This is a genomic window from Cohaesibacter haloalkalitolerans (assembly GCF_003574655.1).
Taxonomy (GTDB): Bacteria; Pseudomonadota; Alphaproteobacteria; order Rhizobiales; family Cohaesibacteraceae; genus Cohaesibacter; species Cohaesibacter haloalkalitolerans.
This window is the reverse complement of the sequence record NZ_QNUM01000003.1, coordinates 195,971-221,295: the sequence shown is the minus strand read 5'-3', so window position 1 is coordinate 221,295 and position 25,325 is coordinate 195,971. Positions and strand designations below refer to the sequence as shown.

Below are 25,325 nucleotides of genomic sequence, written 5' to 3'. Positions count from 1 at the left end.
GCGACCTCGAGGTAAAGGAATGGTTGGGCGGCATGCCGCCCAACCATGTTTCAAGGAATTGACATCACGCCTATTGGGTTACGCCAACAACGTTGGATGACCCGACCTGTGTGATGCTGGAATAGTTGCTATTGCCGCTCTGCAGCAGGGCAACCTGGTTGTCACTGCCTTCAGAGATGCTGATGAAGGCCTTGTTGCTGTTGCCGCTTTGAGTGAGCGCGAAGGAGTTGTTGTTGCTTTCCATCGTCGAAGACCCAACATCGATCGTGGCCGTGTTGCCATAGCCGGTCTGGATCAGTTCCCCGGCGACAAGACCGGTGGCCCCGGCGACACCGGCAAGGTCAAAGCCAGTGCTGTTGTTGTTGCTGCCGTAAATGGTGGCGTTGAGAATATTGTCGCTGCCCGCAGCCGAGCCTGACTGGGACGTTTTCAGCAGGTTGAAGCTGCCGGTCGCATTGATCGTCAGCTGGTTGAAGTCTTCCTGCGTCAGATCGAAATTGTTGCCGTCACCGGAGAAAATGGTAACAGATGCCAGATTGGTTCCGGTTTGGGACAGACCGATCTGGTTGTTGTCGGAGTTGGTTTTCAGGTCGATGGTGCCAAGGTTGCTACCCAACTGGGAGACGCCGATGTTGTTGCCATTGCCAATGATCGAGCTGATGGTCAACTGGTTGTGATTGCCAGACACCCCATCAGCATCCTGTGAAACGCCGAGCTGGTTGTCGTCGCCCGTGATCGTCAGCGCCTGCAGAGTGTTGCGACCGCCACCATAGTTGGTCTGGCTGACGCCAAAGGCGTTGTTGTTGCTGGCTCCGGTGATGTTGAGGGAAATCGAGTTGTCAGCCCCGAACTGGTTCAGTTCGCTGGTCGTTGCACCTGAAGAGAGGGCATAGCCGGTGAGGGCGCTGGTGCCGTTATCCGTGCCGCTGATATTGGCAATGATGCTGTTCACCGCAGTGGTCGCACCTGCAACATTGACGCCGATCTGGTTGATGGCAGCAATCTTGTTGTTGGAGCCGGTCTGCGTGATGGAGGCATAATTCTGCTTGTTGTAGGAGGTTGCCTGCATCACCTGCGACACCTCGTTGCCCGAACCGCCCTGCTGGGTGATCTCAAGGGTGTTCTTCTGGGAGCCAGACGGGCGGACGGCAAGCTGAACAACGCCGCCGATGACATTGCCACCGACTTGCTGAACAGCCGTGAATGCGTTGTTGTCGCCGATCTGGGCAATGCCGGAGGTGGCGTCGCTGTCGAAGTCTTCAGCTGGTACACCCCAAGCTGCGCGATTGAGCGTTGCGCTGCCATCAAGGCGATGAATGATTTCGTCCAGCTGATTGAAGCGGTTTGCAATGAGACCTGCCTGGTTGCCCGTGCCCTGCTGCAGGACATCAATGCTGTTACCATTGCCCATTTGAAGGGCGGCGCTGGTATCGCCCGCTCCAGTGCTGTTGAACTGGTTACTCTGTCCTGCGCTCTGGTTGATCCTGGCAGTGTTGCTCTGGCCTTCCTGACGGATCGCCGCCTCGTTGCCCCCTGCGGCATAGGCATAGCCAACGCCGATAACACCTGATGCAACGGCAGCCATGAGTGCCAAACGAATTTTAGTCATTTGTTGTCTCCAAAATGATGTTCGCCCGTGTATCGCCCCGGCTTCAGGCCTTGTCCGTCGCGCGAGGTCAGGGAATCAAATGCAACCTAAGATTTTATATGTTTAATAATGCAATTTTTACTTTATGTTCACCATAATTGTCAACCTGAGGTGAGGGGGGTGCCACCTGTCCTTTGGTTCTGGTTGGTGCGGTTAAGGGTGGGCGGAGAGATGCCGCCCAACCCTGGCTTGAAGAGTATGCCCTGTGGCCGCTTACTGGCTGATGCCAACGACGTTGTCGGAACCGACCTGTGTGACGGACGAGCTGTTGCTGTCGCCGGTCTGGGAGATGGCTACCTGGTTGGCGTTGCCCGCCGAGATGTCGATGGCGATGCTGTTGCTGTCGCCGATCTGGGCAAGAGCCAGAACGTTGTTGGCGCTGAAGCTGCTGGACGAACCGACAGAAACGGTTGCGGTGTTGTCGAGGCCGGTCTGGGTGAGGGTGCCTGCCGTCAGGCCGACATCATGGGCCACATTCCCGCGCCAGCTGCGCAGACCGTTGGAATTGCCATAAACCGAGAGGGTCAACTCGTTCTGCGCACCGATCAGCGTGCCATTTGGCGTTGTCTGGTTGATGGTGAAGTTGTTGAAGTTGCCTTCTACATCTGCATCCAGAAGGTTGGTGCCGATCTGGGTGGCATAGATTTCGTTGAAGCTGCGGGCGACGGCAATGTCGGCGCTGTTGGTGCCGTCCTGCACCAGTGAGATGCTGTTGTCGCTGCCATTGCTGATGGAGACGGTGCCGGTGTTGTCGCCAGACTGATGCAACAGGACCATGTTGCGGTTGCTGGTGGTGTCCAGATTGATGGTGCCGGTGTTGGCGCCGTACTGATAGGCACCGATGTTGTTGTCGTCACCATTGATGGCGGCGATGGTCAGGCTGTTGGGGCCAGCGGCGGTGGATTCCTGATAGACGCCAAGCTGGTTGGTGTCACCGACGATGGACAGGGCGGAAAGGCTGTTGGTGCCTTTCTGGGAAACGCCGAACAGGTTGTCGTCACCGGTGATGGACAGGGTGATGTCGTTGTCAGTGCCATCCTGCGAGACGACGCCATTGGAAGCCGTTGTGGCGGCTGCATAGCCGGAAAGGGCCGACCAAACCACGCTGCCGGTTGCCTGGGAGTTGGTGTAGCCGTTGCGGCTGCCCACGAGGTCGATGGAAATGGTGTTATCCGATGCTCCCGTGTTGGTCTGGCTGACCGAGCGGATGGAGTTGTTATAGCCGGTTTCGGTGATGCTGGCCGTGTTCGAGCCGGCGTCGGTCACTGTCTGGGTAAGGCCGCGGATGTTGTTGGCGGTGCGGCCCTGCTGCAGAATGTCCGCGGTGTTGCTACCGGTGCCGGTCGAGGCATCCTGAACGACGCCCGCAGCAAAGCTCCACGCGGATTTCTGTTCGATTGTCAGCGTGTTTGAATTGCTGTCGGTATCATTGATCTGCTTGACATAAGCCCTGTTGTTGTCTGCTTCGTCCTGAATGATCGAGGCCGAGTTCTGGTTCCCGCTCTGATCAACCTTGGCTTCGTTGCTTGCTGCGTAGGCATGGCCTGCAGAGATAGCAGCAGTGGCAACCGCTGCCATGAGTACCAAACGGGTTTTGGTCATTTGTTGTCTCCCATATGAATTTCTTTGTTAAAAAATTGATGCCACCACCCGGGGAGATCCCCCCTTTTTGCACCCCTCATGCCGATGAAAGATACAACCAATGATTATTAAAAAGCGGCAATGCAACTCATTTACCTCTCCTTAACTTTGAAAGTCAATATGGAAGAAAACAATTTATTAAAACTGTAATTACTTTCGAATTTGTTGGTAAAATTAGGTGGTTAATGGAAGTCTTGAAATAAAAAGGCCGAGGAATAAATACTTCCTCGGCCTATTCAACCTAATACAACTAAAAAATTATAAATTCACTCAGCCAAGTGGTTCTTCATTATTTGAGTATGGTGGAGGAAGCCTTCTTGTTGTTTGTCGAACGGGCTGCGTTGGTTGCGGCTTCTGGCTGATCACAATTCTCGGAACTGTTGTTGAAATGGCGGTGGCATTTTTGGTCTCCGGTGGCAGCATGGCCGGGGACGTCGCGTCCTTTGTATCCTTATACTGTTCAGATTTCAGGGTCTCGACATAGGACGTGCCATTTCCGGGATCCTTGAATTGCCAGATATCGAGTTCGACGCCTTCAACGATCAGGGCTTCAACGGCCTTTTCGACCGCGGCCTCAAGGGCGATCTGGCTCGGCTCGTTGCTGGTAAAGCCGCCTTCTGCCTGCAGCAACTCGTCAAGCTTGACGTAGCGGAACACCGAAGCTTGCAGCCCGACCGAGACAACAGTCTTGCGGGCGGTTACGGTGGTCAGGACTTCGCCGGTCTTTGTGGAGATGGCCCTCAGCGAAACCGTGATTTCATCCTTGGAATAGTCGCTGTCGCCGGTAATGCCGAGATAGGACGCACCAAGGCCACCTGTCTGGACATTGTGGTTGTAGCCGATGATACCGCCTTCAATGATGATTGCGGCATGCTTGAGTGGCGGCAGGACACTGGCGTTCACCTTTTCCTCGCCACGGTAAAGCCGGCGCATCTCGGTGATGATCTGGCGTTCCTTGAGCAGGTCGGCCAGCTTGTTGCGTTCCATGACGGTAAACCAGCGACGATTGCCTGCGTCCTGCAAAGCCTTGATCAGGATGGCGACGCCACCCTGTGTGACCACGCGCGACAGCTGCTGGTAGTTTGCGGCTTCGCGGTATTGCCCGGTTTCGTCCTTGAAATCATAGACGGCGACGGGAATGCGCTGCTTGGGAGCTGGGATGTTCCTCAGCCGCAGGTTGACTTCACTGACTTCGGCGACCCGCGGGGCTTCCGTCATCAGGGATTTGTTGGTGGCACAGCCCGCAAGGGTGACCATGACGAGAAGAACAGGGGCTGCGAAGCGTTTGCCGACAACATGTTTCGTTCCAGACCGGATTCGGAGAGTATCATTCATTTTCAAAACCAGAGGCTAGTTTGTAACCAACTGCGGAACTTCGATATGGGTCACTGTTCCATCGGTGAAGTCTGTGATCACGAGAGATATGGAATCTGTCGTCTGGTTGAAGGTGATTTCCGTGTCCCCAAAAGTGATGGTGCCGTTTTCCTGCGGGTCGTCCCCAAAGATGGCTTCTGTAACCTGGCTGGCGAGAGCGGAAAGCAGGCGGCTCTGCAGCTGGCTGACAAACAGATCGGCTGCGGTATTGTCGGTGGTGCCGCTGTCGGTTCCTCCGCTGGAGCTGGATTTGTTTGCGTCGCTTGCCGTTGCTGACCTCTGGGCGCTCGCGATGGAGAGCAGATGAGACGAGTTGTACGGACTGCCGCCGAACGTCGGATTGACCGGCGTATAGACAAGCTCTGATGCGTGGGCGCTGCTTGCTGCAAGGAGCAGGCCGACTACAGTAATCACTTTTCTCAATTCAATGTCTCCTGAGCCAAGGCCTGGCGATCCTGGATGGCCTAACGTAAGTCCTTCGAGGTGCCAGCATTCTGGGAACAACCAGAAGTGATGTATAATAAAAATCACAATCTCATGGTTTGTATCTAAATGAATTGCAATAGTCAACAATGCAACTATAAATATATGTTGGTTGCAATTTGGCGGAAAGGCGCAAGCAGAATGGCGTGTCATCCTTTTCAGAGTCTTTGTAATTCTCAGGAATCATTGAAGAAAGCGGAATGAGGCGCGGGTGCGGAACCATGGCGTGGCTTGGAGGATTGCGGCCCTTGCGGGATGGAGCCCTCGGTGACATGCGCGCGTTCAGGATGGCCGAAGCTTGCGGAAACCGAGTTGTACGGTTGCAATGCCGGGGAGACTTCGTGGCGGCATTTCTAGAGGCCAACGGTGCCGCGATCCCTTTACTAATTGAAATATATGAAGATATTTGTTCAGTATTTCTGCGATTTGAACGCATTGGAGCCAAAAAGCAAGGCTGGCAAAGTCTCGGTGTGTTGCGTTATTGCAACTATTAAAAATTGAATCCAATTTCGTCTGCTTCCGGTGGAAATTAACGTTTTTGCCGCCTCTTTGCTGATCCTGATGCCCTTTTTGCGGTCACGCCTCCACTTTGTAGTCGTTTCCGGTTTCTGGAATTGTCTTGAAATTCGTCTCGACTGCTTTTAACAAGCGACGGGAAACGAGGCTCCGGCTTGTCATGACTGTGTTGGCGATGGCCGGGTCTGCGGTTTGTTAAAAATATGAAAGGTTGCGGGATTTTTGCTTGTGACATGGTGACGGGGCCGAAAAATAGTAGTTAGTATAGCCGCGAAACCGCCAGCCGTTCTGTCTGGTCTGGTGCTTTCCCGAACAGGCAGATAATTGCCGTTCAACCTTTGAAATGGTGCGCGTTAGGCGTCTTGATGCAATGGCCATGGTGCTGACATGGTCTTTTCCGCTCCCCCGGCGGGTGTGGTTCGAATTAACTTGAAGGAGTAAGCAATGACGCAGTCCGATGAGGTCTCTCACGCAAGCGCCAGTGCCGCCAGTAAATCGGCTTTTCCGATTCCGGCAAATGTGTTCGCAGAAACAGTCACGCATGTGCATCACTATACGGATCGTCTGTTCAAGTTCAGAATCACGCGTCCCGCCAGTTTCCGGTTCCGTTCCGGCGAATTCGTCATGATCGGCCTTCCGAATGCGGAGCGGCCTGTGTTCCGCGCCTATTCGGTTGCCAGCCCGTCATGGGACGAGGAAGTCGAGTTCTACTCGATCAAGGTGCCGGATGGACCGCTGACGGAGCATCTGCAGAAGATCAAGGTGGGCGACACGGTGTTGATGCGCAAGAAGCCGACAGGGACGCTGGTCAATGATGCGCTCATTCCGGGCAAGCGGGTCTATATGTTCTCGACCGGCACCGGGCTTGCCCCATTTGCCTCGCTTATTCGCGATCCCGAGACCTATGAGAAGTTCGATCAGGTCATCCTGACGCACACCTGCCGCGAGATTGACGAGCTGAAATATGGCGAAGAGCTGGTGGAGCTGTGCAACAACGATCCGCTGGTGGGTGAGTTCGCCAAGGGTCGCCTCATTCATTACACCTCGGTCACCCGTCAGGAGTTCCCTCGCATGGGGCGTATCACCGATCTGATGGAATCGGGCAAGCTGTTCAAGGATCTTGGTGTTCCGCCGATAGATCCGGAAGTTGACCGTGCCATGATCTGCGGCTCCATGGCGATGTTGAACGACACCAAGGACATGCTGGAAAAGTTCGGTCTGGTGGAAGGCTCCAATGCCCGCCCGGCGAGCTATGTGGTCGAACGTGCCTTTGTCGACTGACCGGCAGCCATAACTGAGTTTGAAGAAAAGGCCGGCTTCCTGAAGGAGACCGGCCTTTTTGATTAAAGAATGAGGATCTGGCAGGGTGCGCCTGCCTTGCTCGCCGGAGCGTCTGGCGGGCGGACGATCAGGCAATCGGCCTCGGCAAAGCTTGCCAGCTTGGAGCTGTCCTGATCGGAGAACAGCGAAGCAACGGCACGACCCTCGGCATCCTTGCCAAGGCGTGCACGCATGTAGCTCTGTCGATAGTCATTCGCGGGCAGTGGGCTGGCACAAATGGCCGGATCAATCCGGTAGGGGCCTTCCTTGCCAAGCATCTTGCGGATCATCGGCTGCAGGAACAGGATGGCGCAGCTCATCGAGGAAACCGGGTTGCCGGGAAGGCCCAACACGCGGGTGGCCCCGAGATTGCCAGCAAGCAAAGGCTTGCCCGGACGCATGGCGATGCGCCAGAAGGTGAGATCCATGCCAGCCGTTTTCAGGGCGTCCTGAACCAGATCATGATCACCAACCGAAACACCGCCGATTGTCACCAGACAGTCGACCCTTGCGGCGACGGCCTTCTCGATGGTTGTCGAAATTTCCGTCATGTCGTCGCGGGCAATGCCGAGGTCCAGAACATCGGCGCCGATGGTCTGGGCGAAGGAGGCGATGGCGAAATTGTTGGACGCGATGATCTGGCCATCAGATGGCTTGTCGCCGGGCAGGACGAGCTCGTCACCAGTGGAGAGGATCGCGATCACCGGACGCCGGTAGACCGGCACGACGGCATGGTTCATCGATGCCGCGAGCGCCAGATGACGATAGGTCAGCTCCGTGCCGCGCTTGAGAAGAACCTCGCCTTCCTTGAAGTCCTGACCGGCGGGGCGAATGTTGTTGCCCTTCGGAACCTGCTGCAAGATGGAGACGAAGGCGCCGTCGCGTTCGGTCTTTTCCTGCATGACAACAGCGTCGGCGCCTTCAGGCACCGGAGCACCGGTGAAGATCCTGACGGCTTCCCAGTTGTGCACTATGTCCGGGAAGACGTAGCCAGCGGGCACTTCCCCCACGATCTGCAACTTGGTGGGCAGCTCGCGGATGTTGTCGGCCCGGATGGCGTAGCCATCCATGGCAGATGCGTTGAAGGGCGGTTGGGTCCGCTGTGCCTTGAGGTCCACGGCGAGCACACGACCGGTGGCATTGTGCAGGGAAACATTTTCTGTTTCGGTCGGTGAGACGTCGGCGAGCAGCTGCGCCAGTGCGTCTTCCACTTTCAGAAGAGACATTGATGGGTTTCCTATGTATCGGACTTGTCGGCCTGCCAATGGCCCGACTTGCCGCCCATCTTTTCCAGGAGGCGGACGTCGCTGATGATCATGCCCTTGTCGACGGCCTTGGCCATGTCATAGACCGTGAGGCTGGCGACAGACGCCGCAGTGAGTGCTTCCATCTCGACACCGGTCTGTCCGGTCAGTTTGGCCATGGCCGTGACCACAAGGCCGGGCAGGGCGTGGTCGGCATCGATGTCGATCGACACCTTGGAAAGGGCCAGCGGGTGGCAAAGGGGAATCAGCTCGTGGGTCCGTTTGGCGGCCATGATCCCGGCGATGCGGGCGGTTGCCAGAACATCGCCTTTCTTTGACTTGCCGCCAAGGATCAGGGCCAGCGTTTCAGGCTTCATGATCACTTTGGCGGTTGCCACGGCAACGCGCACGGTCGGTGCCTTGTCGGATACGTCCACCATATTGGCGGCACCGGTTTCGTCCAGATGGGTCAGTTTGGTGTCGCTCATTTCTTTCTCTCTGAAAATTGGGAAACAGATGATGGCCTTCCGGCTTCTAGAGCGCCAGAAGGTTCCGGGTCGCGGCGGTCACATCCTCCTGACGCATCAGGCTTTCGCCGATCAGGAAGGCGTGGATGTTGGCTTCTGCTGCCAGAAGGGCCAGATCCCGCGGCGTGAACAGTCCGCTTTCGCCAACCAGCAGCTTGTCGTCCGGCACCAGAGGGGCCAGATCAATCGAAGTCTGCAAGGTTGTCTCGAAGGTCTTGAGGTTGCGGTTGTTGATGCCGATCAGAGGCGAGGTAAGATGGGTAAGGGCCCGCTCCAGCTCTTCCCTGTTGTGCACTTCGACGAGGACATCAAGGCCAAGCTCAAGGGCGGTCTCTTCCAGTGCCTTGGCTTCGTCGTCGGTAATCGCAGCCATGATGATGAGAATGCAGTCTGCCCCCCATGCCCGGGCCTCATAGACCTGATAGGGCTCGAACAGGAAGTCCTTGCGCAAGACGGGCAGCGACACCGCATTGCGCGCGGCAATGAGAAAATCCGGGTGGCCCTGAAACGAAGGGCTGTCGGTCAGAACTGACAGGCAGGCCGCGCCACCTTCCTCATAGGCCTTGGCCAGCTTGGGCGGATCGAAATCGGCGCGGATGAGCCCCTTGGACGGGCTTGCCTTCTTGACCTCGGCAATGAGGCCATAATGGCCATCGTCCACCTTGGCCTTCAACGCATTGTAGAAGCCGCGCATGGGAGCCTGATCGGCGATGCGCGCCTTGAGATCTGCAACGGTCGTGTGAAGCTTTGCGGCGGCGATTTCCTCGCGCTTGTAGGCTTCGATCTTTTTGAGAATGTCTGCCATCAGGGGGTCCTCCTGCTTCAATCGGCGGCGCGATTGGAGACCTCGACCAGTTTGTTAAGGGTCGCAAGCGCCTTGCCACTATCAATAAGCTCAGCGGCGAGGGCGATACCTTCCTTGTAGTCGGATACCTTATCGCCCAACAGAAGGCCAGCGGCAGCGTTCATCAGGACAATGTCCCGGTATGCGCCCTTTTCGCCTTCAAGAACAGCGGTGAGGGCCTTGGCATTGTGTTGGCAGTCGCCGCCACGCACGTCCTCGATGGTCACGCGCTTGATGCCATAGTCCTCGGGGACAAGGGTGAATTCGGTGATCTCGCCATCCTTGAGCTGGGCCACCTGAGTTTCGCCCAGTGTTGAAATCTCGTCAAGGCCGCCGGCGCCATACACCGCCCAGATGAACTTGCCATCGAGATTGCGCAGTGTTTCGGCAAATGGCACCAGCCACTTGGGATCATAGACACCAAGCACCTGACGGGTTGCGCCAGCCGGGTTGGAAAGCGGGCCGATCAGGTTGAAGATGGTGCGGATGCCCAGCTCGACGCGGGTCGGGCCGACAAAGCGCATGGCGGTGTGATGGTTGGGGGCGAACATGAAGCCGATGCCAGCTTCCTCGATGCAACGGGTCACGCCAGCACTATCCTGCTGGAGGTTGACGCCAAGGGTCGAGAGCACATCGCCAGAGCCGGAGAGGGACGAGACAGCCCGGTTGCCGTGCTTGGCAACCTTGACACCGCCCGCCGCCATGACAACAGCCGAGCAGGAGGAGATGTTGTATTTCTTGGTGCCGGTGCCACCGGTTCCCACAATGTCGACAACGTCCTCGGGGGCGTCAACGCGCAGCATCTTTTCGCGCATTTTCGATACGGCCCCGGTGATTTCCTCAACCGTTTCGCCACGCAGGCGCAGGCCCATCAACAGGGCGGCCATTTGCGCCGGAGAGGCTTCTCCGCTCAGGATGATGTCAAAGGCATCCGCTGCCTCCTGCTGGCTGAGACACTTGCCGTCAGCCACCTTCGCGAGAAGGGGTTTCATTTCTTCCATTGGATTGCTCCCGACTGTATCTTACGGCCCGGTCGGAGATTGGCTGGGTCGACTGAATTGGATTGCACGTCTCTGATGATCACAGATGACGTATCCGGGGCATCGCAATGGGCGATTTTTCGACCTCTTTGTAAAGACGCCCCGGACAAATATTGCGTCGGCCACCTCTAGCGGGCGGCGCTGACGACCTGATTGAGCATGGCCTCGTTCACCGTATAGCCGAGTTTGCTCAGGATGGCTGCACTCAGCTGGGAGAGCAGGTCCGTGCTGGCGTTTTCATTGAGACGCGCCTTGACCGATTCAAGTTCCAGCGCATCCGGATTGAACTCGGGGGCGGTGACCTTGACCACTTCCAGAACATACTGGGTTTCACCATCAACGGCGGTTGCCATGTGATTGAGCGGGCCAGCAAAGGCCTGATCAACAGCAGAAGCGGGCAGGTCCTTGTGCACCTGACGGGTGACATCGGTTGCCGTGGCGATGGTCAGACCGCGTTCCGTGGCGACGTCGTCGAGGGTCTTGCCAGCCTTGAGTTCCTTGAGGATGTCACCGGCGAGCACAGCATTGCGGTCGGTCCGCTCGTTTTCCTTCCAGGCCTTGACGACGTCGTCCTTGACTTCATCAAGGTCGCGGTCGCGGCTGGCGACGATGTTGGTCACGCGGAACCAGGCAAAACCGGTGTTGCCGATGTCGATCGGGTCGGCTTCGTAGTCGACATCCGTGTCAAAGACCGAGGTCAGCAGTTTTTCCTGCTCAGGCAGGTCCGTTACCTTGTTGCCATCTTCCAGCTCGCCAGCCTTGGAAATCGGCGTAACCGTGCGTAGCTTCAGGTTGAGCTTCTGGGAGATCTCTTCAAGCGTCGACCCACCGGCACGCATGTCTTCGACATTGTCATAGACGCTCATCACTTCGCCGTTGGCCCGATCGCCAGCGATTTCGGCCTTGAGCTGATCCTTGACATCCTCGAACGGAGAAGTCTGGGTCGGTACGGTCTTGACGTTGCGCAGCAGAAGGAAGCCGAACTGGCCCTCGACAACGTCCGAGACAGCGCCTTCATCGAGCGAGAAGATGGCGTCGGCAGCCGCCGGGTCGGCGATATCGGCCTTGGCCATCAGCCCGAAGTCGACGTCGGATTCGGTCAGGTTGCGTTCCGCCATGATGTCGTCAAAACTGGCGCCAGCCTTGATCTTGGCAAGAGCTGCATCTGCGTCTTCCTTGGAACCGAACAGAATCTGCTGCATCTGGCGTTTTTCCGGCTGCACGAAACGGTTGGAGACGCTTTCATAGTAGGTCTTGGCGTCTTCATCGGTAACCGCAGACGGGTCCATGATGTCGCCCGGTTCCAGTTTCAGAACGACAAAGGAGCGGTATTCTGGTGCACGGAAGGCCACCTTGTTGTCTTCATAATAGGTCTTCAGAGCCTCGTCAGACGGATCCTCGATGGTGTCAAGACCGGCTTCCTTGAGGGCAAGGTAGCGGATGTCGCGTTTTTCGAAGCTGAAGTCGTTGAAGATTTTCAGGGCGGTGTTGGAAATGGCCGAATTGCCGGTCAGCCCCTGCGCCAGCTGGCGACGGACTTCCAGCTCTTCGCGGTTGGTGACATAGCGGTCTTCGGTGGTACCGGCATTGCGCAGCACCAGAGCCATCTGGTTGCGGTTGAACTTGCCTGCCGTCTGGAAGGCCGGTTCCTCGGCAATCCTCTTGGCCAGCTCGGTTGACGACAGCCCCATGTTGAAGGTGCTTGCCAGATCATTGAGTGTTGCTTCGTTGATCATGCGTCCGAGAACCTGGTTGGGCACGCCAAAGGCCTGGGTCTGTGCGGCCGTAAGGCGCTGACCCAGCCGGCTCGACAGGCTGTTCACTTCAAGCAGCAGTTCGCTCTGAAAATCACGGGCGTCGATCTCGGTGTCTCCAACGGTGGCAATGGCGCTTTGACCAAATCGCCCGAACACGTCGGCTATGCCCCAGATCGCAAAACTCAAAACCAGAAGCAGCATCAGGATCTTTGCAATGAATCCCGAAGCCATCGAACGCATAAATTCCATCATGGGATGGTGTGTCCTTCTTTCCCACGGACCAGACCTGATAAAGCGCGCCTTTGAAACGTCTTTTGCGTCTGCATCCGCCTTTCCAAAATATTTGCCGGATCATAGAAAGCTCGATCCGTTGCCGCAACCCAATCAGTCCAGAAAAGGAGGCGGAAATGGGGATGGAGACTGATTTGTACGCAAAAAGATTGCCAACTGGCGGGATTGTCCGGGCAAAAGGCCGGAAAATAGGGGGTAACTGATCAACCTTTGCTGCGGTGTCGTGCATTTTTCAAACGGGCAAGGTATGACCTTTAATGCTAAAGTTGAATATCGCCATGGGCGATCTTGGTATCGATCATTGACATATTCGACGGAACACATTCTATTGCCGATATCTGAAATATTGGAAGGAGCAGACATATGAGCATCAAACCGCTTGTGGCCGGTAACTGGAAGATGAACGGGCTGAAAGCCTCCGCTGTTGAGCTGGACGCACTGATCGAAGGCTTTGATCTGGCTGCGCAGGTGGAAACGATGATCTGTCCGCCGACCACGCTTGTTGCCGCTTTCGCTGAAAAGGCTGCTGGCAGCGCAGTTGCTATCGGTGCTCAGGATTGCCATTTCAATGTTTCCGGCGCACACACCGGCGATATCTCTGCCCAGATGCTGGCTGATGCAGGCGCTTCCGCCGTTATCGTTGGCCACTCCGAGCGTCGCGCCGACCATGGCGAAACCAACGAAGTCGTCAATGCCAAGGCAAAGGCTGCCTGGGAGCAGAACCTGGTTGCCATCATCTGCGTTGGTGAAACCGAAGCCGAACGCAAATCCGGCGAAACCCTCAATGTCGTGGGCTTCCAGCTGGAAGGTTCCATTCCTGCCGGGGCAACCGCTGCCAACACCGTGATCGCCTACGAACCGGTCTGGGCTATCGGCACTGGCCTTACGCCAACTGCTGACGACGTTGCTGAAGTGCACAAATTCATGCGCGACGAGCTGGTCAAGGCATTCGGTGCAGAAGGCGCCAACATGCGTCTGCTCTATGGTGGCTCCGTAAAACCGAGCAACGCCAAGGAACTGATGGCAGTTGCCAACGTTGATGGTGCCCTTGTTGGTGGTGCCAGCCTGAAGGCTGCCGATTTCCTCGGCATCATTGCTGCCTACAAATAGGCTTTCGCCCTGACTGGCGGACATTCCGGCCTCGAAGTTTGCTTGGCAAAGCGCTTCGGGGCTTGTTCTTTGTGAGTCTTGTTCCCAAATGGTGACATGAGCCAAGGAAAAAAGTGCCGTTGGCACTGGAATTGCGGGAAGTCTTGTTGTAGAAGACGACGCAGATTATATGAACCTTGTGTATCGGGCCTCTGACCTTTGGGCCCGATTGACTGTTTTAGAGACGGCCCAGACGATGGAATCAGTATTAATTGTCATTCACCTGCTGCTAGTTGGCGCGCTTGTTATCGTAGTGCTGTTGCAGCGCTCGGAAGGCGGCGCACTGGGAATCGGTGGTGGCGGCGGCGGCTTTATGTCCGGTCGCGGTGCAGCCAACCTTTTGACCCGGACCACGGCTATTCTGGCAACTGGTTTCTTCATCACCTCTCTGGGGCTGACCATTCTGGCTGGCATGAAGACCAAGCCGTCTGACGTTCTGGATCAGGTTCCTGTTGTCGAACAGAACCAGACAGCTCCGGCTTCCGGTACGGAAGGCGCTCCGAGTGGTGGCGTTCTGGACGAACTCAACAAGATCAAGGAAAGCACCACTGGCAAGGCGCCAAGTGGTCCTCAGGTGCCGACCTCACAGTAATTCCGAGGAGGCCCGACCTCCCTCCGGTAATTGTTCTGCGATTTCAACCGGCCCTTGCCGATTATGCGAGGGCCGGTTTCTTTTATGTGTGGCGTAAACGCGCCGATCATGAAATAGTGGGCGAAAGCCCGAACCTCAGGTATATCCTTGTGTTTCGATCCATTTTTATGGGCAGGGATGTACCAAAAAGACAGGAAGTGATGCTTGCCTGATCCTCTCGGGTGAGCGCTGCTTTAGTTGTTGGAACCGAGACGATTTGCTTGGCGAATCGATACAAAGGGAAGTAACTTAAAGTTCCATGGCGCGATATATTTTCATTACTGGCGGTGTGGTGTCCTCGCTCGGCAAAGGGCTTGCGTCTGCGGCTCTTGGGGCGGCTCTACAGGCGCGCGGCTATTCAGTTAGGCTGCGCAAACTCGATCCCTATCTCAATGTCGATCCCGGCACGATGTCTCCCTATCAGCATGGGGAGTGCTTCGTTACCGATGATGGTGCGGAAACGGACCTGGATCTGGGGCATTACGAACGGTTCACCGGTCGTCCTTCCAACAAGAAGGACAACATCACGACCGGGCAGATCTATCAGAACATCATCACCAAGGAACGCCGCGGCGACTATCTCGGCGGGACCGTGCAGGTCATTCCTCATGTGACCGATGAGATCAAGGCCTTCATTCTGGATGGCAACGAAGACTATGATTTCGTTCTGTGCGAAATCGGCGGCACTGTGGGCGACATCGAGGCAACGCCTTTCTTCGAAGCCATTCGCCAGCTGGGCAACGAACTGCCTCGCGGGCAGGCGATCTATATCCATCTGACGCTTCTGCCTTACATTCCGAGCGCAGGCGAGCTCAAGACCAAGCCGACCCAGCACTCGGTCAAGGAATTGCGGTCGATCGGCATTCAGCCAAACATCCTGATGGTGCGCTGTGACCGTCCGGTTCCGGAATCGGAGCGTCGCAAGCTGTCGCTGTTCTGCAACGTGCGGCCGGAAGCAGTCATTCAGGCACTCGATGTCAAGAACATCTATGAAGTGCCGCTGTCCTATCATGAGCAGGGGCTTGACCGCGAAGTTCTGGCCGCCTTCGGTATCGATGGCGCTCCGAAGCCGAACTTTGAAGTCTGGAAGAACATTCTCGACCGGATCAACAATCCGGAAGGGGAAGTCACCATTGCAGTGGTGGGCAAATACACCTCTCTGCTCGATGCCTACAAGTCGCTGATGGAAGCCCTGACCCATGGTGGCATTGCCAACAAGGTCAAGGTCAAGATCGACTGGATCGAATCCGATATCTTCGAGGAAGGCAGTGATCCGACTGTGCGCCTTGAGGGCGTGCACGGCATTCTGGTGCCCGGCGGCTTTGGTGAGCGCGGGTCGGAAGGCAAGATCGCTGCTGCCAAATATGCGCGCGAGAACAAGATTCCGTATTTCGGCATCTGTTTTGGCATGCAGATGGCGGTGATTGAAGCGGCCCGCAATCTGGCTGGCATCAAGGATGCAACTTCCTCTGAATTTACGACAGAAGGGCACCATCTTGTCGGCCTGATGACTGAGTGGAGCAAGGGGAACGCCAAAGAGATTCGGTCTCAAGATGGCGATCTTGGCGGTACCATGCGTCTTGGTTCCTACGAAGCTCATCTGGCAGAAGGCTCCAAGATTGCCGAGATCTACGGCGAGCGCGTCATTCATGAGCGCCATCGCCACAGGTATGAAGTCAACATCGACTACAAGGAACAGCTGGAAGCCTGCGGTCTTAATTTTGCAGGTCTGTCTCCTGATGGCGTCCTGCCTGAGACTGTCGAGATTGATACTCATCCATGGTTCATTGGCGTTCAGTATCATCCTGAGCTGAAGTCTCGCCCGTTTGCTCCGCACCCGCTGTTCAAGTCCTTTATTGCGGCGGCGGTCGAGCAGAGCCGTCTGGTCTGACACAAACAACAAGGCGCGAGCGGTTCGGTTCGCGCCTTGTCTTTTCCATGATCAAGAAAACAGACATGCTTCCGGGGAGGACTGGCCATGCTGCGCGGCGTGGATCATATCGTATTGGCAGTTGCTGATCTGGATGCTGCACGGGCGCTTTATGAGAGCCTGGGTTTCACAGTCACGCCAACTGCGCATCATCCTTTCGGAACAAAGAACGCACTGGTCCAACTGGACGACAGCTTTCTGGAGTTGCTGGCCGTTGAAGACGCGCGCCTGATGCCACAGGTGGCGGCTGGCGATTTTTCCTTTCCCCGTTTCAACATGGGATTTTTGGAAAAGCGTCAGGGGGCGTCGATGCTGGTGCTTCGGTCTGGTGACCGGGCTGCGGACCTTGAGGCGTTCCAGACGCTGGGGTTGCGCACCTTTGCGCCATTTGATTTTGGGCGCAAGGCAGAGATGCCGGACGGTAGCCTCGTGGAAGTCGGCTTTGCGCTGGGGTTCGTGCAAGACCCACTGATGGTCGAAACCGGCTTTTTCGTCTGTCAGCACAAGCACAGCCCTGAACTGTTCTGGAAAGCCAACTATCAGGCGCATCGTAACGGTGCGCGCCATCTGAACTCGGTGCTTTTTGTCGCGCATAATCCCTCTGACCACCATGAGTTCCTTGGCGGTTTCAGTGGTCAGCGCGTCATGCGCTCCACCAGTGCCGGGGTGGTGATAGAGGTGGATGGATGCGATCTTGAAGTGTTGACGCCATCTGCGATAAAGGCATTCTTCAATCTGGACATTCCCCATGATATGCCGGAGGAGGGAGGAATCCTTGCCCTGCGGATCGCGGTGGATCTTGATCGCACCCGCAGCATTCTTGATGACGCCGGGCTCTCCTATACCGTTCACAACGGCGAGGTGATCCTGCAGGCGGAAGCCGTGGCCGGTGTTGGCCTGATCTTTTGTCAGGCGTCCGAATAACCGTTCTTCATAATGAGTGAGAAATTGACGATGACCATACCAAATCGTGTCGTATCAGCAGGCTCTGTTCAATTTGGCAATCATCTGCCACTGTCCATCATGGCCGGTCCGTGCCAGATGGAAAGCCGGGATCATGCTCTGGAAATGGCAGCCGCACTCAAGGAGATTTCCGACAATCTCAACATCGGGATTGTCTACAAGTCGTCCTTCGACAAGGCGAACCGCACCAGCCTCAAGTCGGCTCGCGGTATCGGTCTTGACAAGGCACTGCCGATTTTTGCCGAGATCAAGGAGAAATACGGTCTCCCGATCGTGACCGACATTCACGAGCCTGAACAATGCGCGGGCGTGGCGGAAGTTGCCGACATCCTGCAGATTCCGGCGTTTCTGTGCCGCCAGACTGATTTGTTGATCGCGGCTGCCAAGACTGGCGCGATCATCAATGTCAAGAAAGGTCAGTTCCTGGCACCGTGGGACATGAAGAATGTTGCGGCCAAGATTGTGGAGAGCGGCAATCCCAATGTCATGCTGACCGAGCGCGGCGCGTCCTTTGGCTATAACACGCTGGTATCAGACATGCGCGGTCTGCCGATCATGGCCCAGACCGGCGCTCCGGTCATTTTCGACGCCACCCATTCGGTGCAGCAGCCGGGCGGACAGGGCGAAACTTCGGGCGGTCAGCGCGAATTCGTGCCGGTTCTGGCCAGAGCTGCCGTGGCCGTTGGGGTTGCCGGTGTGTTCATCGAGACCCACGAAGATCCGGACAAGGCGCCCAGCGATGGGCCGAACATGGTGCCGATCAGGGAACTGGAAGCCCTTCTGGCGCAGCTTCAGAAATTCGACGCCATCGCCAAGGCATGATTTGGTTTGGCAGTGGGTCGATGCCTGGTCTGAGTCATTCGAAGCGTAGGGTTTGAGAAGAGCCGGGGCGGATGCTCCGGCTCTTTGCGTCCGGAAGGGCGTGTTCACGGGTGACTGAATGTGTAGGTATTTGATCTGTGTCAAATTGCCGCAATTATGGTTTCGTCACTGGACTTGTAAGTAAAATTTCATATATACCCCCTCGTGAACAAAAAGCGGCTGCCCGACATGGGGCGGAGCGCCAGGGAATTTGAACGGAGGGAAGTCATGGCTGACGTAAAGTCTTCAGATACGAAATTGAGCAACATCCTGTTGTTCGGCATCATCCTGCTGCTGGCTGTCTGGGGATTTGCAATTGCCACATGGGGCTATGCAGCGATCATTTCGGTCGCGTTGTTCCTGACATTTTCTTCTCTTGTCAGTCTTGTATTCGTCACCAGAGGGTGACAGCCGTCCAGAACGGTGGTGAGGAAAAGGCGCCGGGCTTTCGCCCAGGCGCCTTTTTCATTGTCTGCTGCAACTGTTGGCTCAGGAGGCCCGGTGGTGGGTGAGGGTGCCGCTTTCATCATCCCAGCGCCAGTGGTTGGCCGTGGTCAGTTCTGTTCCGCCCCACCAGCGATGCAGGCCGTTCTCGGCGATGTAGTCTGCCTTGCCATCCAGCAGCCGCTTGCCGAAGTCGGTGACGTGCAGCTGTGAGGTGATGAATTCCTTGCGCTGGTCTCCGTCCTTGAAAATGCGCGGCTTGAAGTTCTGCGGCAGGCCCGTGAGGACCGGGCGCGGACAGAATTGCAGGCTGGAAAGGATCCTGAAGAAGCTCCAGTCTCCAAGGAACGCGGCTTCTTCCATGTTGAGTACCTGAGCAAACAGCATGCCGGGGCGGTTCACGCCGCGGTTGAGACGATAGAGGATCTGGCGCTCGGTGCGTGAGAGACCATCCGGGCCGGGCAGCTCCTGCAACAGGCGCAACAGGGCCTGACCCATGAAGGGAAAGCCCGGAATGGGGTCTTTACGGATTTCGTTGATGGCTTCGGGGCTGCCGGAGACATAGGCCTTCCAAGTGCGCGAGGCAAAGGCGAACATGCGATCCAGCACCGGCAGCGATAACTCGGCGATCCGAGCCAGCTTGTCGACCGGTTGCATCCCCAGATAGGCCGGAGACTGAACGATCGTCACATTGTTGATTCGATTGAAGCGGCTCAGCATGTCGAGGACCTGCAGGATCTGCAGTTGATCATAAAGGTCATGCTCGAACCAGAGCGCGATGCGGTCGAACTGCTGATGATTGCGCATCAGCTCCAGCCGCGCGGTCATCCCCTTCTGAATCTGCGCGCTGGTCATGACATGGCCGTCGGCCAGCGTTGCCGCGCGGATCTTGGCAAACAGCATGTCGTCCGCATCGGGCACCGGCCCTTCGTGCAACACATCGCGCCAGGGCAGGACCATATCGCCGATCCCGGCCTGTTTGAGCAGGTCCGCGGCCTGATCGCCGTTGGTAATTATCAAGTCAGTCACGGAACACCTCTTTGATGGTTGCAAGAGCCAGCCAGATATCTCTTTTGTCGGAGAGTCACCACGGCCGGGAATGTGGTATTGTTTTCATTGAGAGCTGGTTTGGGAAGCACCTAAAGATGCTTGTCCATAAAAAATGCACAATCGACTGTTCGCTCTCGGCAGGCGATGGAACGATACAATCGGAGCGGATGGAGTCTGCGCATTTCGTCTGTCAGTGTCGATTTCATCGTTACACTTTCACTAAAATGCACAGGACGATTCGCAGGCCCAAAAAGTTGCGCACTATCGCTTAAGACTAAAGCCTAATTTTACACAGATCAAAGCGGTCCGGCGCAAATGGCTGTAATCGGACTGACAAAATGCTCCCCTAGGGTTCATTTGTGCATAAAAACGGTTTCTTGCTCTATGATTCTGTCAAAAATTTCGATAGATAAACGGGCATCAGACTTTAACCAAATTCATCCAAATTGAGGTACGATCATGACCGCAATTATTGACATCGTGGGTCGCGAGATCCTTGACAGCCGCGGCAACCCAACCGTCGAAGTGGACGTTATTCTTGAAGACGGCTCCATGGGTCGCGCTGCCGTTCCGTCGGGCGCGTCTACCGGCGTTCACGAAGCGCACGAACTGCGCGATGGCGAAGAACGTTATGGCGGCAAGGGTGTCCTGAAAGCTGTTGAAGCCGTCAATGATGAAATCTTTGACGCTCTGGTAGGTCTGGATGCAGAAAACCAGATCCAGCTCGACCAGGTCATGATTGAGCTCGACGGCACCGAAAACAAGGGCCGCATCGGCGCAAACGCCATTCTCGGCACCTCCATGGCAGTTGCCAAGGCTGCTGCTGCTGCTGCCGGTCTGCCGCTCTACCGCTACGTTGGTGGCATGAACGCTTGCACCCTGCCGGTTCCGATGATGAACATCATCAACGGTGGTGAGCACGCTGACAACCCGATCGACGTTCAGGAATTCATGATTATGCCAGTTGGTGCAGACAGCATCAAGGAAGCAGTTCGCATGGGTGCTGAAGTCTTCCACGCCCTGAAGAAGAACCTCTCCAAGGCTGGTCACAACACTGCTGTTGGCGACGAAGGCGGTTTCGCACCGAACCTGGAATCCACCAAGGCAGCTCTGGACTTCATCATGCAGTCCATCAAGGACGCTGGCTTCAAGCCGGGTGAAGACATCTACCTCGCTCTGGACTGCGCTTCCTCTGAATTCTATTCTGATGGCAAGTACAACCTCAAAGGCGAAGGCAAGGTTCTGGATGCAGCTGCCATGGCTGACTATCTTGCCGACCTGGTTGCAAACTATCCGATCATCTCCATCGAAGACGGCATGGCAGAAGACGATTGGGACGGTTGGAAGCTGTTGACCGAAAAGATCGGTGACAAGTGCCAGCTGGTTGGCGACGACCTGTTCGTAACCAATACCGCTCGCCTCAAAGACGGCATCAAAATGGGCGTTGGCAACTCCATCCTCGTTAAAGTGAACCAGATCGGTTCCCTGACCGAGACCCTGGAAGCTGTTGAAATGGCTCACAAGGCATCCTACACCGCTGTGATGTCTCACCGCTCTGGTGAAACCGAGGACGCAACCATTGCCGACCTCGCTGTTGCCACCAACTGCGGCCAGATCAAAACCGGTTCCCTGTCCCGTTCTGACCGTCTGGCAAAATACAACCAGCTGATCCGTATCGAAGAAGAGCTTGGCCCGATGGCTAAGTTTGCTGGCCGTTCTATCCTGAAGGGCTAAGACCGTCAGAGGTTGAATCATACGGTTCATCTCAAGAATTTATAAAACCGGCGCACCATGGCGGTGCGCCGGTTTTTCTTTGTTTTGCAATAGGTTGGATGTTGTGAATTGGTATTTACCCTAGGTTGTGTTTTTGTGTGCGGCAGGGTTTAATTTATGGCGGGGACAGGACGGAACGGTCTGTTCGCATTGATTGATTTTGTTTGATAGTGACTTTTCAATAAAGGGGTGGGACGGACCATGAGCGGTTTCAAATGCGAGTTTCAGTTGGTTGAGGCGCTGGGGCATATCGTGCTCTGGATTTTTCTGAGCATCATCACTTTCGGGTTTGCGGCTTTTCTTGCGCCCTATTATCTGGCCAAGGCGCCGCTGAACCAGACCTATCTGGTTGACCGTCAGGGTGTCAAACTTGCCCGCGTCCATGTCGATTTCAATATCGGGCAGGTTATTGGCCATGCGGTGATCTGGTTTTTGCTTACAATTATCACTCTGGGTATCGCCTATTTCTTCTACTGGTTTTCGGTTGTTCGGCAGTTGATCAATGCTTCGGTTTTCCTGCCGGTCGGCAGGCAGAATGCGCCCGCCGAATAACGGCTCTGGCAAGAGGTGCCGGGGAGGGCTTGTTTTCTCCGGCCTTGCATGCTGCCCCGTTAGTCACGGCGCAAGCTCGGTCATGAATTGATTGATGGACCGACGAACTCTCTCAAGATGGCTGAAGAGGGCAACGTGCCCGGCATTTTCCTGTGTGATTAGCCTTGCTCCGGCGATGTTTTTCGCTGCCGTCTCTGCATGGTCGAAGGGAACAACGGTATCCCTGTTGCCGTGAATGATCAGCGTGGGGCATTGGATGGCGGAAAAGGGGATGGGTCTGCTTCGGGCAAATAGCCTTGTGTCATTGATGGTGCCAGGCAGTCTCGCGGCCATCTCCTGAAACAGGCTTGATTGCAGGGCCTGCATCAGGTGCCATGCCTCCCTGTTCTTGATGGTTGCCCGTAACAGTTCGGGGTCTGGAATCGATCTGCGCGCCATCCGCTCCTGGTCATTCATCGCCTTTTTTCGCATCCAGTTCACGAAGAGGTGCGATCGGGCCACGAGCCTGAAGAGAGCAAGGCGCGCAAGGATTGAGCGGTTGACCGGCAGTGCCTTCATGCAACAGGAAATGAGGATGAGGGCCTGACACCGCTCCGGATGTCGCGCGGCGAACTCGATTGCGGACGGACCTCCGGCCGAAATTGCCACTACGGTCGCTCGCTTCACGTCCAGTCGGTCGAGGAGGAGAGCAAGGAGATCAGCCTGCTCTGCAGGCGTTGTCCTGTTGTGCAGGGGAGTGCCGAGATAACCCGGGCGGGAGACGGCGATGGTCGTGAAGGGGTGATCCGGTGCTATGGCTGCTTTGGCGAGGAGGGTGCCTTGATCGACTCCGCCCATGCCGCCATGAATGGCCAAAAGGGTTGGTCCTGTGTGGCTTCCCTCGATGGCATATTCGATGGGCCCCAGGTCTGTCTGCATGATCTGGCGATGGGTTATGATGAATGGTTCGATGGTGGTCATGAGATCTGCTTTCAATCGATAGGCAAGCGGGCGCAAGCGCCATGCTTCCCTGTCCAGACAAGGCTGGGCATGACGGCGCGGGCTGCTGCGGAATAGTTCAGGAATGGGTCAGTGCTGCTGAGCGGTCTGGGTGCGCTTTTGCTTCATCAATGCCAGAAACGTCCGGGCCGTGGCCGTTGGCGGCATCTCTTTGCGTCGATAGGCCGTTCCGTCCGGTGTGCGCGTGACAAAGCCGCCATCCACCAACGCTCTGCGCAGGAGGGCATGGTCCTCAAAGCTGTTGCGTGCCTTGAGCAGGGCATTGACCTCAGCCTCGGCGAGAGCCGCATTGGCGGGAAACAACGACCATAGCCACCACAGGCACAGGTCTCTCTGGGCAGGGCGGCTGGGCCAGCGTACCATCCGGGCCTCTTCGTCAATATGGCGCAGGGTGTGCTCAATCAGGACGTGATCGATTGGTTCGATGGTTTGCGTGGTCGTCAGGCGCTTTTCTGCGTCATGATTGGCCTTGAAATGCTGGTAGTTTCGGAAGCCAGCAGCGCGCGCCAGAATGTTCAACCATTCGACATGGCTTGGCGGCATGTCGCCCTGACTTGCGGATTTCTTCAGGGACTTGGCGAGCTGAGAGATATCTTCAACCTGAAACGGAAGCGATGATTTGGTCATGACTTATCCTCGACATGTGCCGAATTCAGTAAGTCGTGGTCACTCTTGCGACATGGCACGGGATAAGTGTGGGTCCATGCAGTGTGACAGGTTTAGCTCTTCAGAGAAGCAGTGACGCCTTGGTGAACTGTCGACCGAGGCTGTGTTTAGCGCGAAAGATGTGCGATGGCAAGATGCAATGCTCATCACAATTTGTCGCGCCAGTCTTTGATCGTTTGATCAAACATTGCTTTTGGTGGCTGGAGGTCTGTGTTTGCGAACAATTGTCAATATAATAACTTATTAAATGAAACGACTTGTTTCATTTGAGTTGAAATATAATTCGACATGTAGAAGCCGTTGTTATCATTGCGGAAATTGAAATTCCAGCCAGTTGAATCGCATGAAGGCAGTGAGGTTACACTGTTGTTCATGCGAGTAAGCGATGAGCGAAAGGTAAGGCGTGCGCTTTGTCTGGCGCCGCTGAGGGATGCGCGGGAGGGGAATTGTGGATCTTGGAAGGTCGGGGTTGGCCTTGAACGGACTGGTCTGGCGGGGGACTTCAGTAGGATTTCAGGATCTGGCTGTGCCTGAAATCCGCGCGATGGTCTGGCGTGCGATGGTCTCCATCAGCATCCATGCCAGACGGCCAAACAACACATAGAGCGCGAAGGACAGTTTGTCGTCAATCTTCAGCAGTTCGAACCATTTGGCATAGGCCACGACGTAACTCTGGTGGTCGATCCAGTCGATGGCAACACGGGAGAAGGCGTGAACCCCGGTGTAAATCTGTTCCTGATAGAGGAAGCAGTAGATGTAGAGGATGGTGCCAAAAATGATGCCGATGATCAGGCGCCAGAAGCCGACCAGTGTTACCCCGAACAGTCGCAATAGCAGCATCCCGTGACCCCTGTTCCCGTTGGTTGCCTCTGATTTTCCCTGATGGGAGCTTAGCCAACGGGTCGGGCTCTGTCAGGCTCTTTGTACTTTTCTTCAGCACATTTGGCGTTTTTGCCCATGGCGGGACGTCGGCGAAAGGGCTGGCGGAACCCGGAAGGGGTTGGGTTGGCTCTTGCGGTTCAGGCCCGCCAGCGCTGCAGAATGGGGGAAACGTCGAGGTCGAATTGCGAGAGAAGGCGGGTGGCGCTCTGTTCGATCATTTCTTCCAAACTTGCCGGTTTGAGGTAGAAAGCCGGTACCGGTGGTGCGATGATGCCGCCCATGCGGGTTACCTGTTCCATGGCCTGTATGTGGCCCAGATGCAGCGGGGTTTCGCGTACTGCGAGCACCAGCTTGCGGCGTTCCTTGAGCATCACGTCAGCAGCGCGGATCGATAGGCGGTCCGTCTGGCAATAGGCGATGGCGGCAAGGCTGCGGATGGAGCAGGGGGCAAACAGCAGACCGTCCAGCGGATTGGAGCCTGAGGCGATGGAAGCCGACAGATCGTGGTCATTGTGGCAATGGTCGGCCCCGGCTTCCAGTTCCTGACGTTGATCTTCCGTCAGCTCCAGCCGGGCGGTGGTGTCGCCGCCAGCGGTGATGATCAGATGGGTCTCAATTGCTGCGCCTTGGTCCTTGAGGGCGTTGAGCTGCTTCATGGCAAAAAGGCCGAGAAGCGAGCCGGAGGCGCCGGTTACCACAAGGCCGATTTTCTTGTTGGGCTGCATGTGCCTTGAATTCCT

The 25,325-nt window shown here is 56.2% G+C and carries 23 protein-coding genes; 9 read left to right on the top strand and 14 right to left on the bottom strand.

All coding sequences use genetic code 11. From position 1 onward, the window contains the following. Positions 1–70 precede the first annotated feature (70 nt). The 4 genes from DSL70_RS08535 to DSL70_RS08520 all read right to left on the bottom strand — a co-directional run bounded on the left by DSL70_RS08535 (position 71) and on the right by DSL70_RS08520 (position 5,077). Entirely contained in the window at positions 71–1,609 is a 1,539-nt protein-coding gene (locus tag DSL70_RS08535) for a beta strand repeat-containing protein (protein ID WP_119307502.1), read from the bottom strand. A gap of 252 nt (positions 1,610–1,861) precedes the next feature. Further along, positions 1,862–3,250, bottom strand: a complete 1,389-nt coding sequence (locus tag DSL70_RS08530; RefSeq protein WP_119307501.1) for a curlin repeat-containing protein — start codon at positions 3,248–3,250, stop codon at positions 1,862–1,864. 309 nt (positions 3,251–3,559) lie between these two features. Continuing rightward, positions 3,560–4,624: a CsgG/HfaB family protein gene (locus tag DSL70_RS08525; protein ID WP_119307500.1), complete on the bottom strand. Its 1,065-nt coding sequence runs from the start codon at positions 4,622–4,624 to the stop codon at positions 3,560–3,562. A gap of 15 nt (positions 4,625–4,639) precedes the next feature. Further along, positions 4,640–5,077 carry a curli assembly protein CsgF gene (locus DSL70_RS08520; RefSeq protein WP_245418166.1) on the bottom strand — a complete coding sequence of 146 codons (438 nt, stop codon included), beginning with the start codon at positions 5,075–5,077 and terminating at the stop codon, positions 4,640–4,642. Between the two features lie 1,029 nt (positions 5,078–6,106). Between DSL70_RS08520 and DSL70_RS08510 the strand changes: the two genes are divergently transcribed. Continuing rightward, entirely contained in the window at positions 6,107–6,943 is an 837-nt protein-coding gene (locus DSL70_RS08510; protein WP_119307497.1) for a ferredoxin--NADP reductase, read from the top strand. Positions 6,944–7,005: 62 nt separating this feature from the next. Here DSL70_RS08510 and DSL70_RS08505 read toward each other — a convergent pair whose 3' ends face one another. The 5 genes from DSL70_RS08505 to DSL70_RS08485 all read right to left on the bottom strand — a co-directional run bounded on the left by DSL70_RS08505 (position 7,006) and on the right by DSL70_RS08485 (position 12,646). Next, on the bottom strand, positions 7,006–8,208 hold the full coding sequence (locus tag DSL70_RS08505) for a molybdopterin molybdotransferase MoeA (RefSeq protein ID WP_119307496.1): 1,203 nt from the start codon (positions 8,206–8,208) through the stop codon (positions 7,006–7,008). 11 nt (positions 8,209–8,219) lie between these two features. Then, a complete protein-coding gene (moaC, locus tag DSL70_RS08500; RefSeq protein WP_119307495.1) occupies positions 8,220–8,714 on the bottom strand; it encodes a cyclic pyranopterin monophosphate synthase MoaC in 495 nt (164 codons plus the stop codon). A gap of 46 nt (positions 8,715–8,760) precedes the next feature. Beyond that, positions 8,761–9,558 carry an indole-3-glycerol phosphate synthase TrpC gene (trpC, locus tag DSL70_RS08495; protein WP_119307873.1) on the bottom strand — a complete coding sequence of 266 codons (798 nt, stop codon included), beginning with the start codon at positions 9,556–9,558 and terminating at the stop codon, positions 8,761–8,763. A 17-nt stretch (positions 9,559–9,575) separates the two neighbouring features. Next, positions 9,576–10,598: an anthranilate phosphoribosyltransferase gene (gene trpD, locus DSL70_RS08490; RefSeq protein WP_119307494.1), complete on the bottom strand. Its 1,023-nt coding sequence runs from the start codon at positions 10,596–10,598 to the stop codon at positions 9,576–9,578. A gap of 167 nt (positions 10,599–10,765) precedes the next feature. Beyond that, on the bottom strand, positions 10,766–12,646 hold the full coding sequence (locus DSL70_RS08485) for a peptidyl-prolyl cis-trans isomerase (RefSeq protein WP_119307493.1): 1,881 nt from the start codon (positions 12,644–12,646) through the stop codon (positions 10,766–10,768). Between the two features lie 402 nt (positions 12,647–13,048). Here DSL70_RS08485 and tpiA point away from each other — a divergent pair, with 402 nt between their 5' ends. The 6 genes from tpiA (at position 13,049) to DSL70_RS22215 (ending at position 18,627) form a co-directional block, all read left to right on the top strand. After that, a complete protein-coding gene (gene tpiA / locus DSL70_RS08480; protein ID WP_119307492.1) occupies positions 13,049–13,795 on the top strand; it encodes a triose-phosphate isomerase in 747 nt (248 codons plus the stop codon). Positions 13,796–14,030: 235 nt separating this feature from the next. Beyond that, positions 14,031–14,426 (top strand): preprotein translocase subunit SecG, encoded by a 396-nt coding sequence (gene secG / locus DSL70_RS08475; RefSeq protein ID WP_119307491.1) that lies wholly within the window; start codon positions 14,031–14,033, stop codon positions 14,424–14,426. Between the two features lie 298 nt (positions 14,427–14,724). Next, positions 14,725–16,356 (top strand): CTP synthase, encoded by a 1,632-nt coding sequence (locus DSL70_RS08470; RefSeq protein WP_119307490.1) that lies wholly within the window; start codon positions 14,725–14,727, stop codon positions 16,354–16,356. 87 nt (positions 16,357–16,443) lie between these two features. Next, positions 16,444–17,319, top strand: a complete 876-nt coding sequence (locus DSL70_RS08465) for a VOC family protein (protein WP_119307489.1) — start codon at positions 16,444–16,446, stop codon at positions 17,317–17,319. A 30-nt stretch (positions 17,320–17,349) separates the two neighbouring features. After that, on the top strand, positions 17,350–18,180 hold the full coding sequence (gene kdsA, locus DSL70_RS08460) for a 3-deoxy-8-phosphooctulonate synthase (protein WP_245418138.1): 831 nt from the start codon (positions 17,350–17,352) through the stop codon (positions 18,178–18,180). 267 nt (positions 18,181–18,447) lie between these two features. Further along, positions 18,448–18,627 carry a hypothetical protein gene (locus DSL70_RS22215; RefSeq protein ID WP_162916472.1) on the top strand — a complete coding sequence of 60 codons (180 nt, stop codon included), beginning with the start codon at positions 18,448–18,450 and terminating at the stop codon, positions 18,625–18,627. Positions 18,628–18,708: 81 nt separating this feature from the next. Here the strand turns inward: DSL70_RS22215 and DSL70_RS08455 are convergent, their stop codons facing one another. Beyond that, on the bottom strand, positions 18,709–19,692 hold the full coding sequence (locus DSL70_RS08455) for a DUF1835 domain-containing protein (protein ID WP_162916470.1): 984 nt from the start codon (positions 19,690–19,692) through the stop codon (positions 18,709–18,711). A gap of 480 nt (positions 19,693–20,172) precedes the next feature. Here DSL70_RS08455 and eno point away from each other — a divergent pair, with 480 nt between their 5' ends. Both eno and DSL70_RS08445 read left to right on the top strand, forming a co-directional pair. Next, positions 20,173–21,447 (top strand): phosphopyruvate hydratase, encoded by a 1,275-nt coding sequence (gene eno / locus DSL70_RS08450; protein WP_119307486.1) that lies wholly within the window; start codon positions 20,173–20,175, stop codon positions 21,445–21,447. 240 nt (positions 21,448–21,687) lie between these two features. Next, a complete protein-coding gene (locus tag DSL70_RS08445) occupies positions 21,688–22,038 on the top strand; it encodes a DUF6693 family protein (protein ID WP_119307485.1) in 351 nt (116 codons plus the stop codon). Between the two features lie 63 nt (positions 22,039–22,101). Here DSL70_RS08445 and DSL70_RS08440 read toward each other — a convergent pair whose 3' ends face one another. The 4 genes from DSL70_RS08440 to DSL70_RS08425 form a co-directional block, all read right to left on the bottom strand. Beyond that, on the bottom strand, positions 22,102–22,998 hold the full coding sequence (locus DSL70_RS08440; RefSeq protein ID WP_119307484.1) for an alpha/beta fold hydrolase: 897 nt from the start codon (positions 22,996–22,998) through the stop codon (positions 22,102–22,104). A gap of 108 nt (positions 22,999–23,106) precedes the next feature. Then, positions 23,107–23,664: a DUF2087 domain-containing protein gene (locus DSL70_RS08435; protein ID WP_119307483.1), complete on the bottom strand. Its 558-nt coding sequence runs from the start codon at positions 23,662–23,664 to the stop codon at positions 23,107–23,109. A 552-nt stretch (positions 23,665–24,216) separates the two neighbouring features. After that, the gene (locus DSL70_RS08430) at positions 24,217–24,543 is read right to left on the bottom strand and encodes a hypothetical protein (protein ID WP_119307482.1); all 327 of its coding nucleotides are present in this window, start codon (positions 24,541–24,543) and stop codon (positions 24,217–24,219) included. A gap of 179 nt (positions 24,544–24,722) precedes the next feature. Then, positions 24,723–25,310, bottom strand: a complete 588-nt coding sequence (locus DSL70_RS08425) for a UbiX family flavin prenyltransferase (RefSeq protein WP_119307481.1) — start codon at positions 25,308–25,310, stop codon at positions 24,723–24,725. Positions 25,311–25,325: the final 15 nt, after the last annotated feature.

Bases quoted from the DNA above. Each gene is read 5' to 3' on its own strand.
- DSL70_RS08535 (WP_119307502.1), bottom strand. From the start codon at position 1,609: ATGACTAAAATTCGTTTGGCACTCATGGCTGCCGTTGCATCAGGTGTT.
- DSL70_RS08530 (WP_119307501.1), bottom strand. From the start codon at position 3,250: ATGACCAAAACCCGTTTGGTACTCATGGCAGCGGTTGCCACTGCTGCT.
- DSL70_RS08525 (WP_119307500.1), bottom strand. From the start codon at position 4,624: ATGAATGATACTCTCCGAATCCGGTCTGGAACGAAACATGTTGTCGGC.
- DSL70_RS08510 (WP_119307497.1), top strand. From the start codon at position 6,107: ATGACGCAGTCCGATGAGGTCTCTCACGCAAGCGCCAGTGCCGCCAGT.
- DSL70_RS08505 (WP_119307496.1), bottom strand. From the start codon at position 8,208: ATGTCTCTTCTGAAAGTGGAAGACGCACTGGCGCAGCTGCTCGCCGAC.
- moaC (WP_119307495.1), bottom strand. From the start codon at position 8,714: ATGAGCGACACCAAACTGACCCATCTGGACGAAACCGGTGCCGCCAAT.
- trpC (WP_119307873.1), bottom strand. From the start codon at position 9,558: ATGGCAGACATTCTCAAAAAGATCGAAGCCTACAAGCGCGAGGAAATC.
- trpD (WP_119307494.1), bottom strand. From the start codon at position 10,598: ATGGAAGAAATGAAACCCCTTCTCGCGAAGGTGGCTGACGGCAAGTGT.
- DSL70_RS08485 (WP_119307493.1), bottom strand. From the start codon at position 12,646: ATGATGGAATTTATGCGTTCGATGGCTTCGGGATTCATTGCAAAGATC.
- tpiA (WP_119307492.1), top strand. From the start codon at position 13,049: ATGAGCATCAAACCGCTTGTGGCCGGTAACTGGAAGATGAACGGGCTG.
- secG (WP_119307491.1), top strand. From the start codon at position 14,031: ATGGAATCAGTATTAATTGTCATTCACCTGCTGCTAGTTGGCGCGCTT.
- DSL70_RS08470 (WP_119307490.1), top strand. From the start codon at position 14,725: ATGGCGCGATATATTTTCATTACTGGCGGTGTGGTGTCCTCGCTCGGC.
- DSL70_RS08465 (WP_119307489.1), top strand. From the start codon at position 16,444: ATGCTGCGCGGCGTGGATCATATCGTATTGGCAGTTGCTGATCTGGAT.
- kdsA (WP_245418138.1), top strand. From the start codon at position 17,350: ATGACCATACCAAATCGTGTCGTATCAGCAGGCTCTGTTCAATTTGGC.
- DSL70_RS22215 (WP_162916472.1), top strand. From the start codon at position 18,448: ATGGCTGACGTAAAGTCTTCAGATACGAAATTGAGCAACATCCTGTTG.
- eno (WP_119307486.1), top strand. From the start codon at position 20,173: ATGACCGCAATTATTGACATCGTGGGTCGCGAGATCCTTGACAGCCGC.
- DSL70_RS08445 (WP_119307485.1), top strand. From the start codon at position 21,688: ATGAGCGGTTTCAAATGCGAGTTTCAGTTGGTTGAGGCGCTGGGGCAT.
- DSL70_RS08440 (WP_119307484.1), bottom strand. From the start codon at position 22,998: ATGACCACCATCGAACCATTCATCATAACCCATCGCCAGATCATGCAG.
- DSL70_RS08435 (WP_119307483.1), bottom strand. From the start codon at position 23,664: ATGACCAAATCATCGCTTCCGTTTCAGGTTGAAGATATCTCTCAGCTC.
- DSL70_RS08430 (WP_119307482.1), bottom strand. From the start codon at position 24,543: ATGCTGCTATTGCGACTGTTCGGGGTAACACTGGTCGGCTTCTGGCGC.
- DSL70_RS08425 (WP_119307481.1), bottom strand. From the start codon at position 25,310: ATGCAGCCCAACAAGAAAATCGGCCTTGTGGTAACCGGCGCCTCCGGC.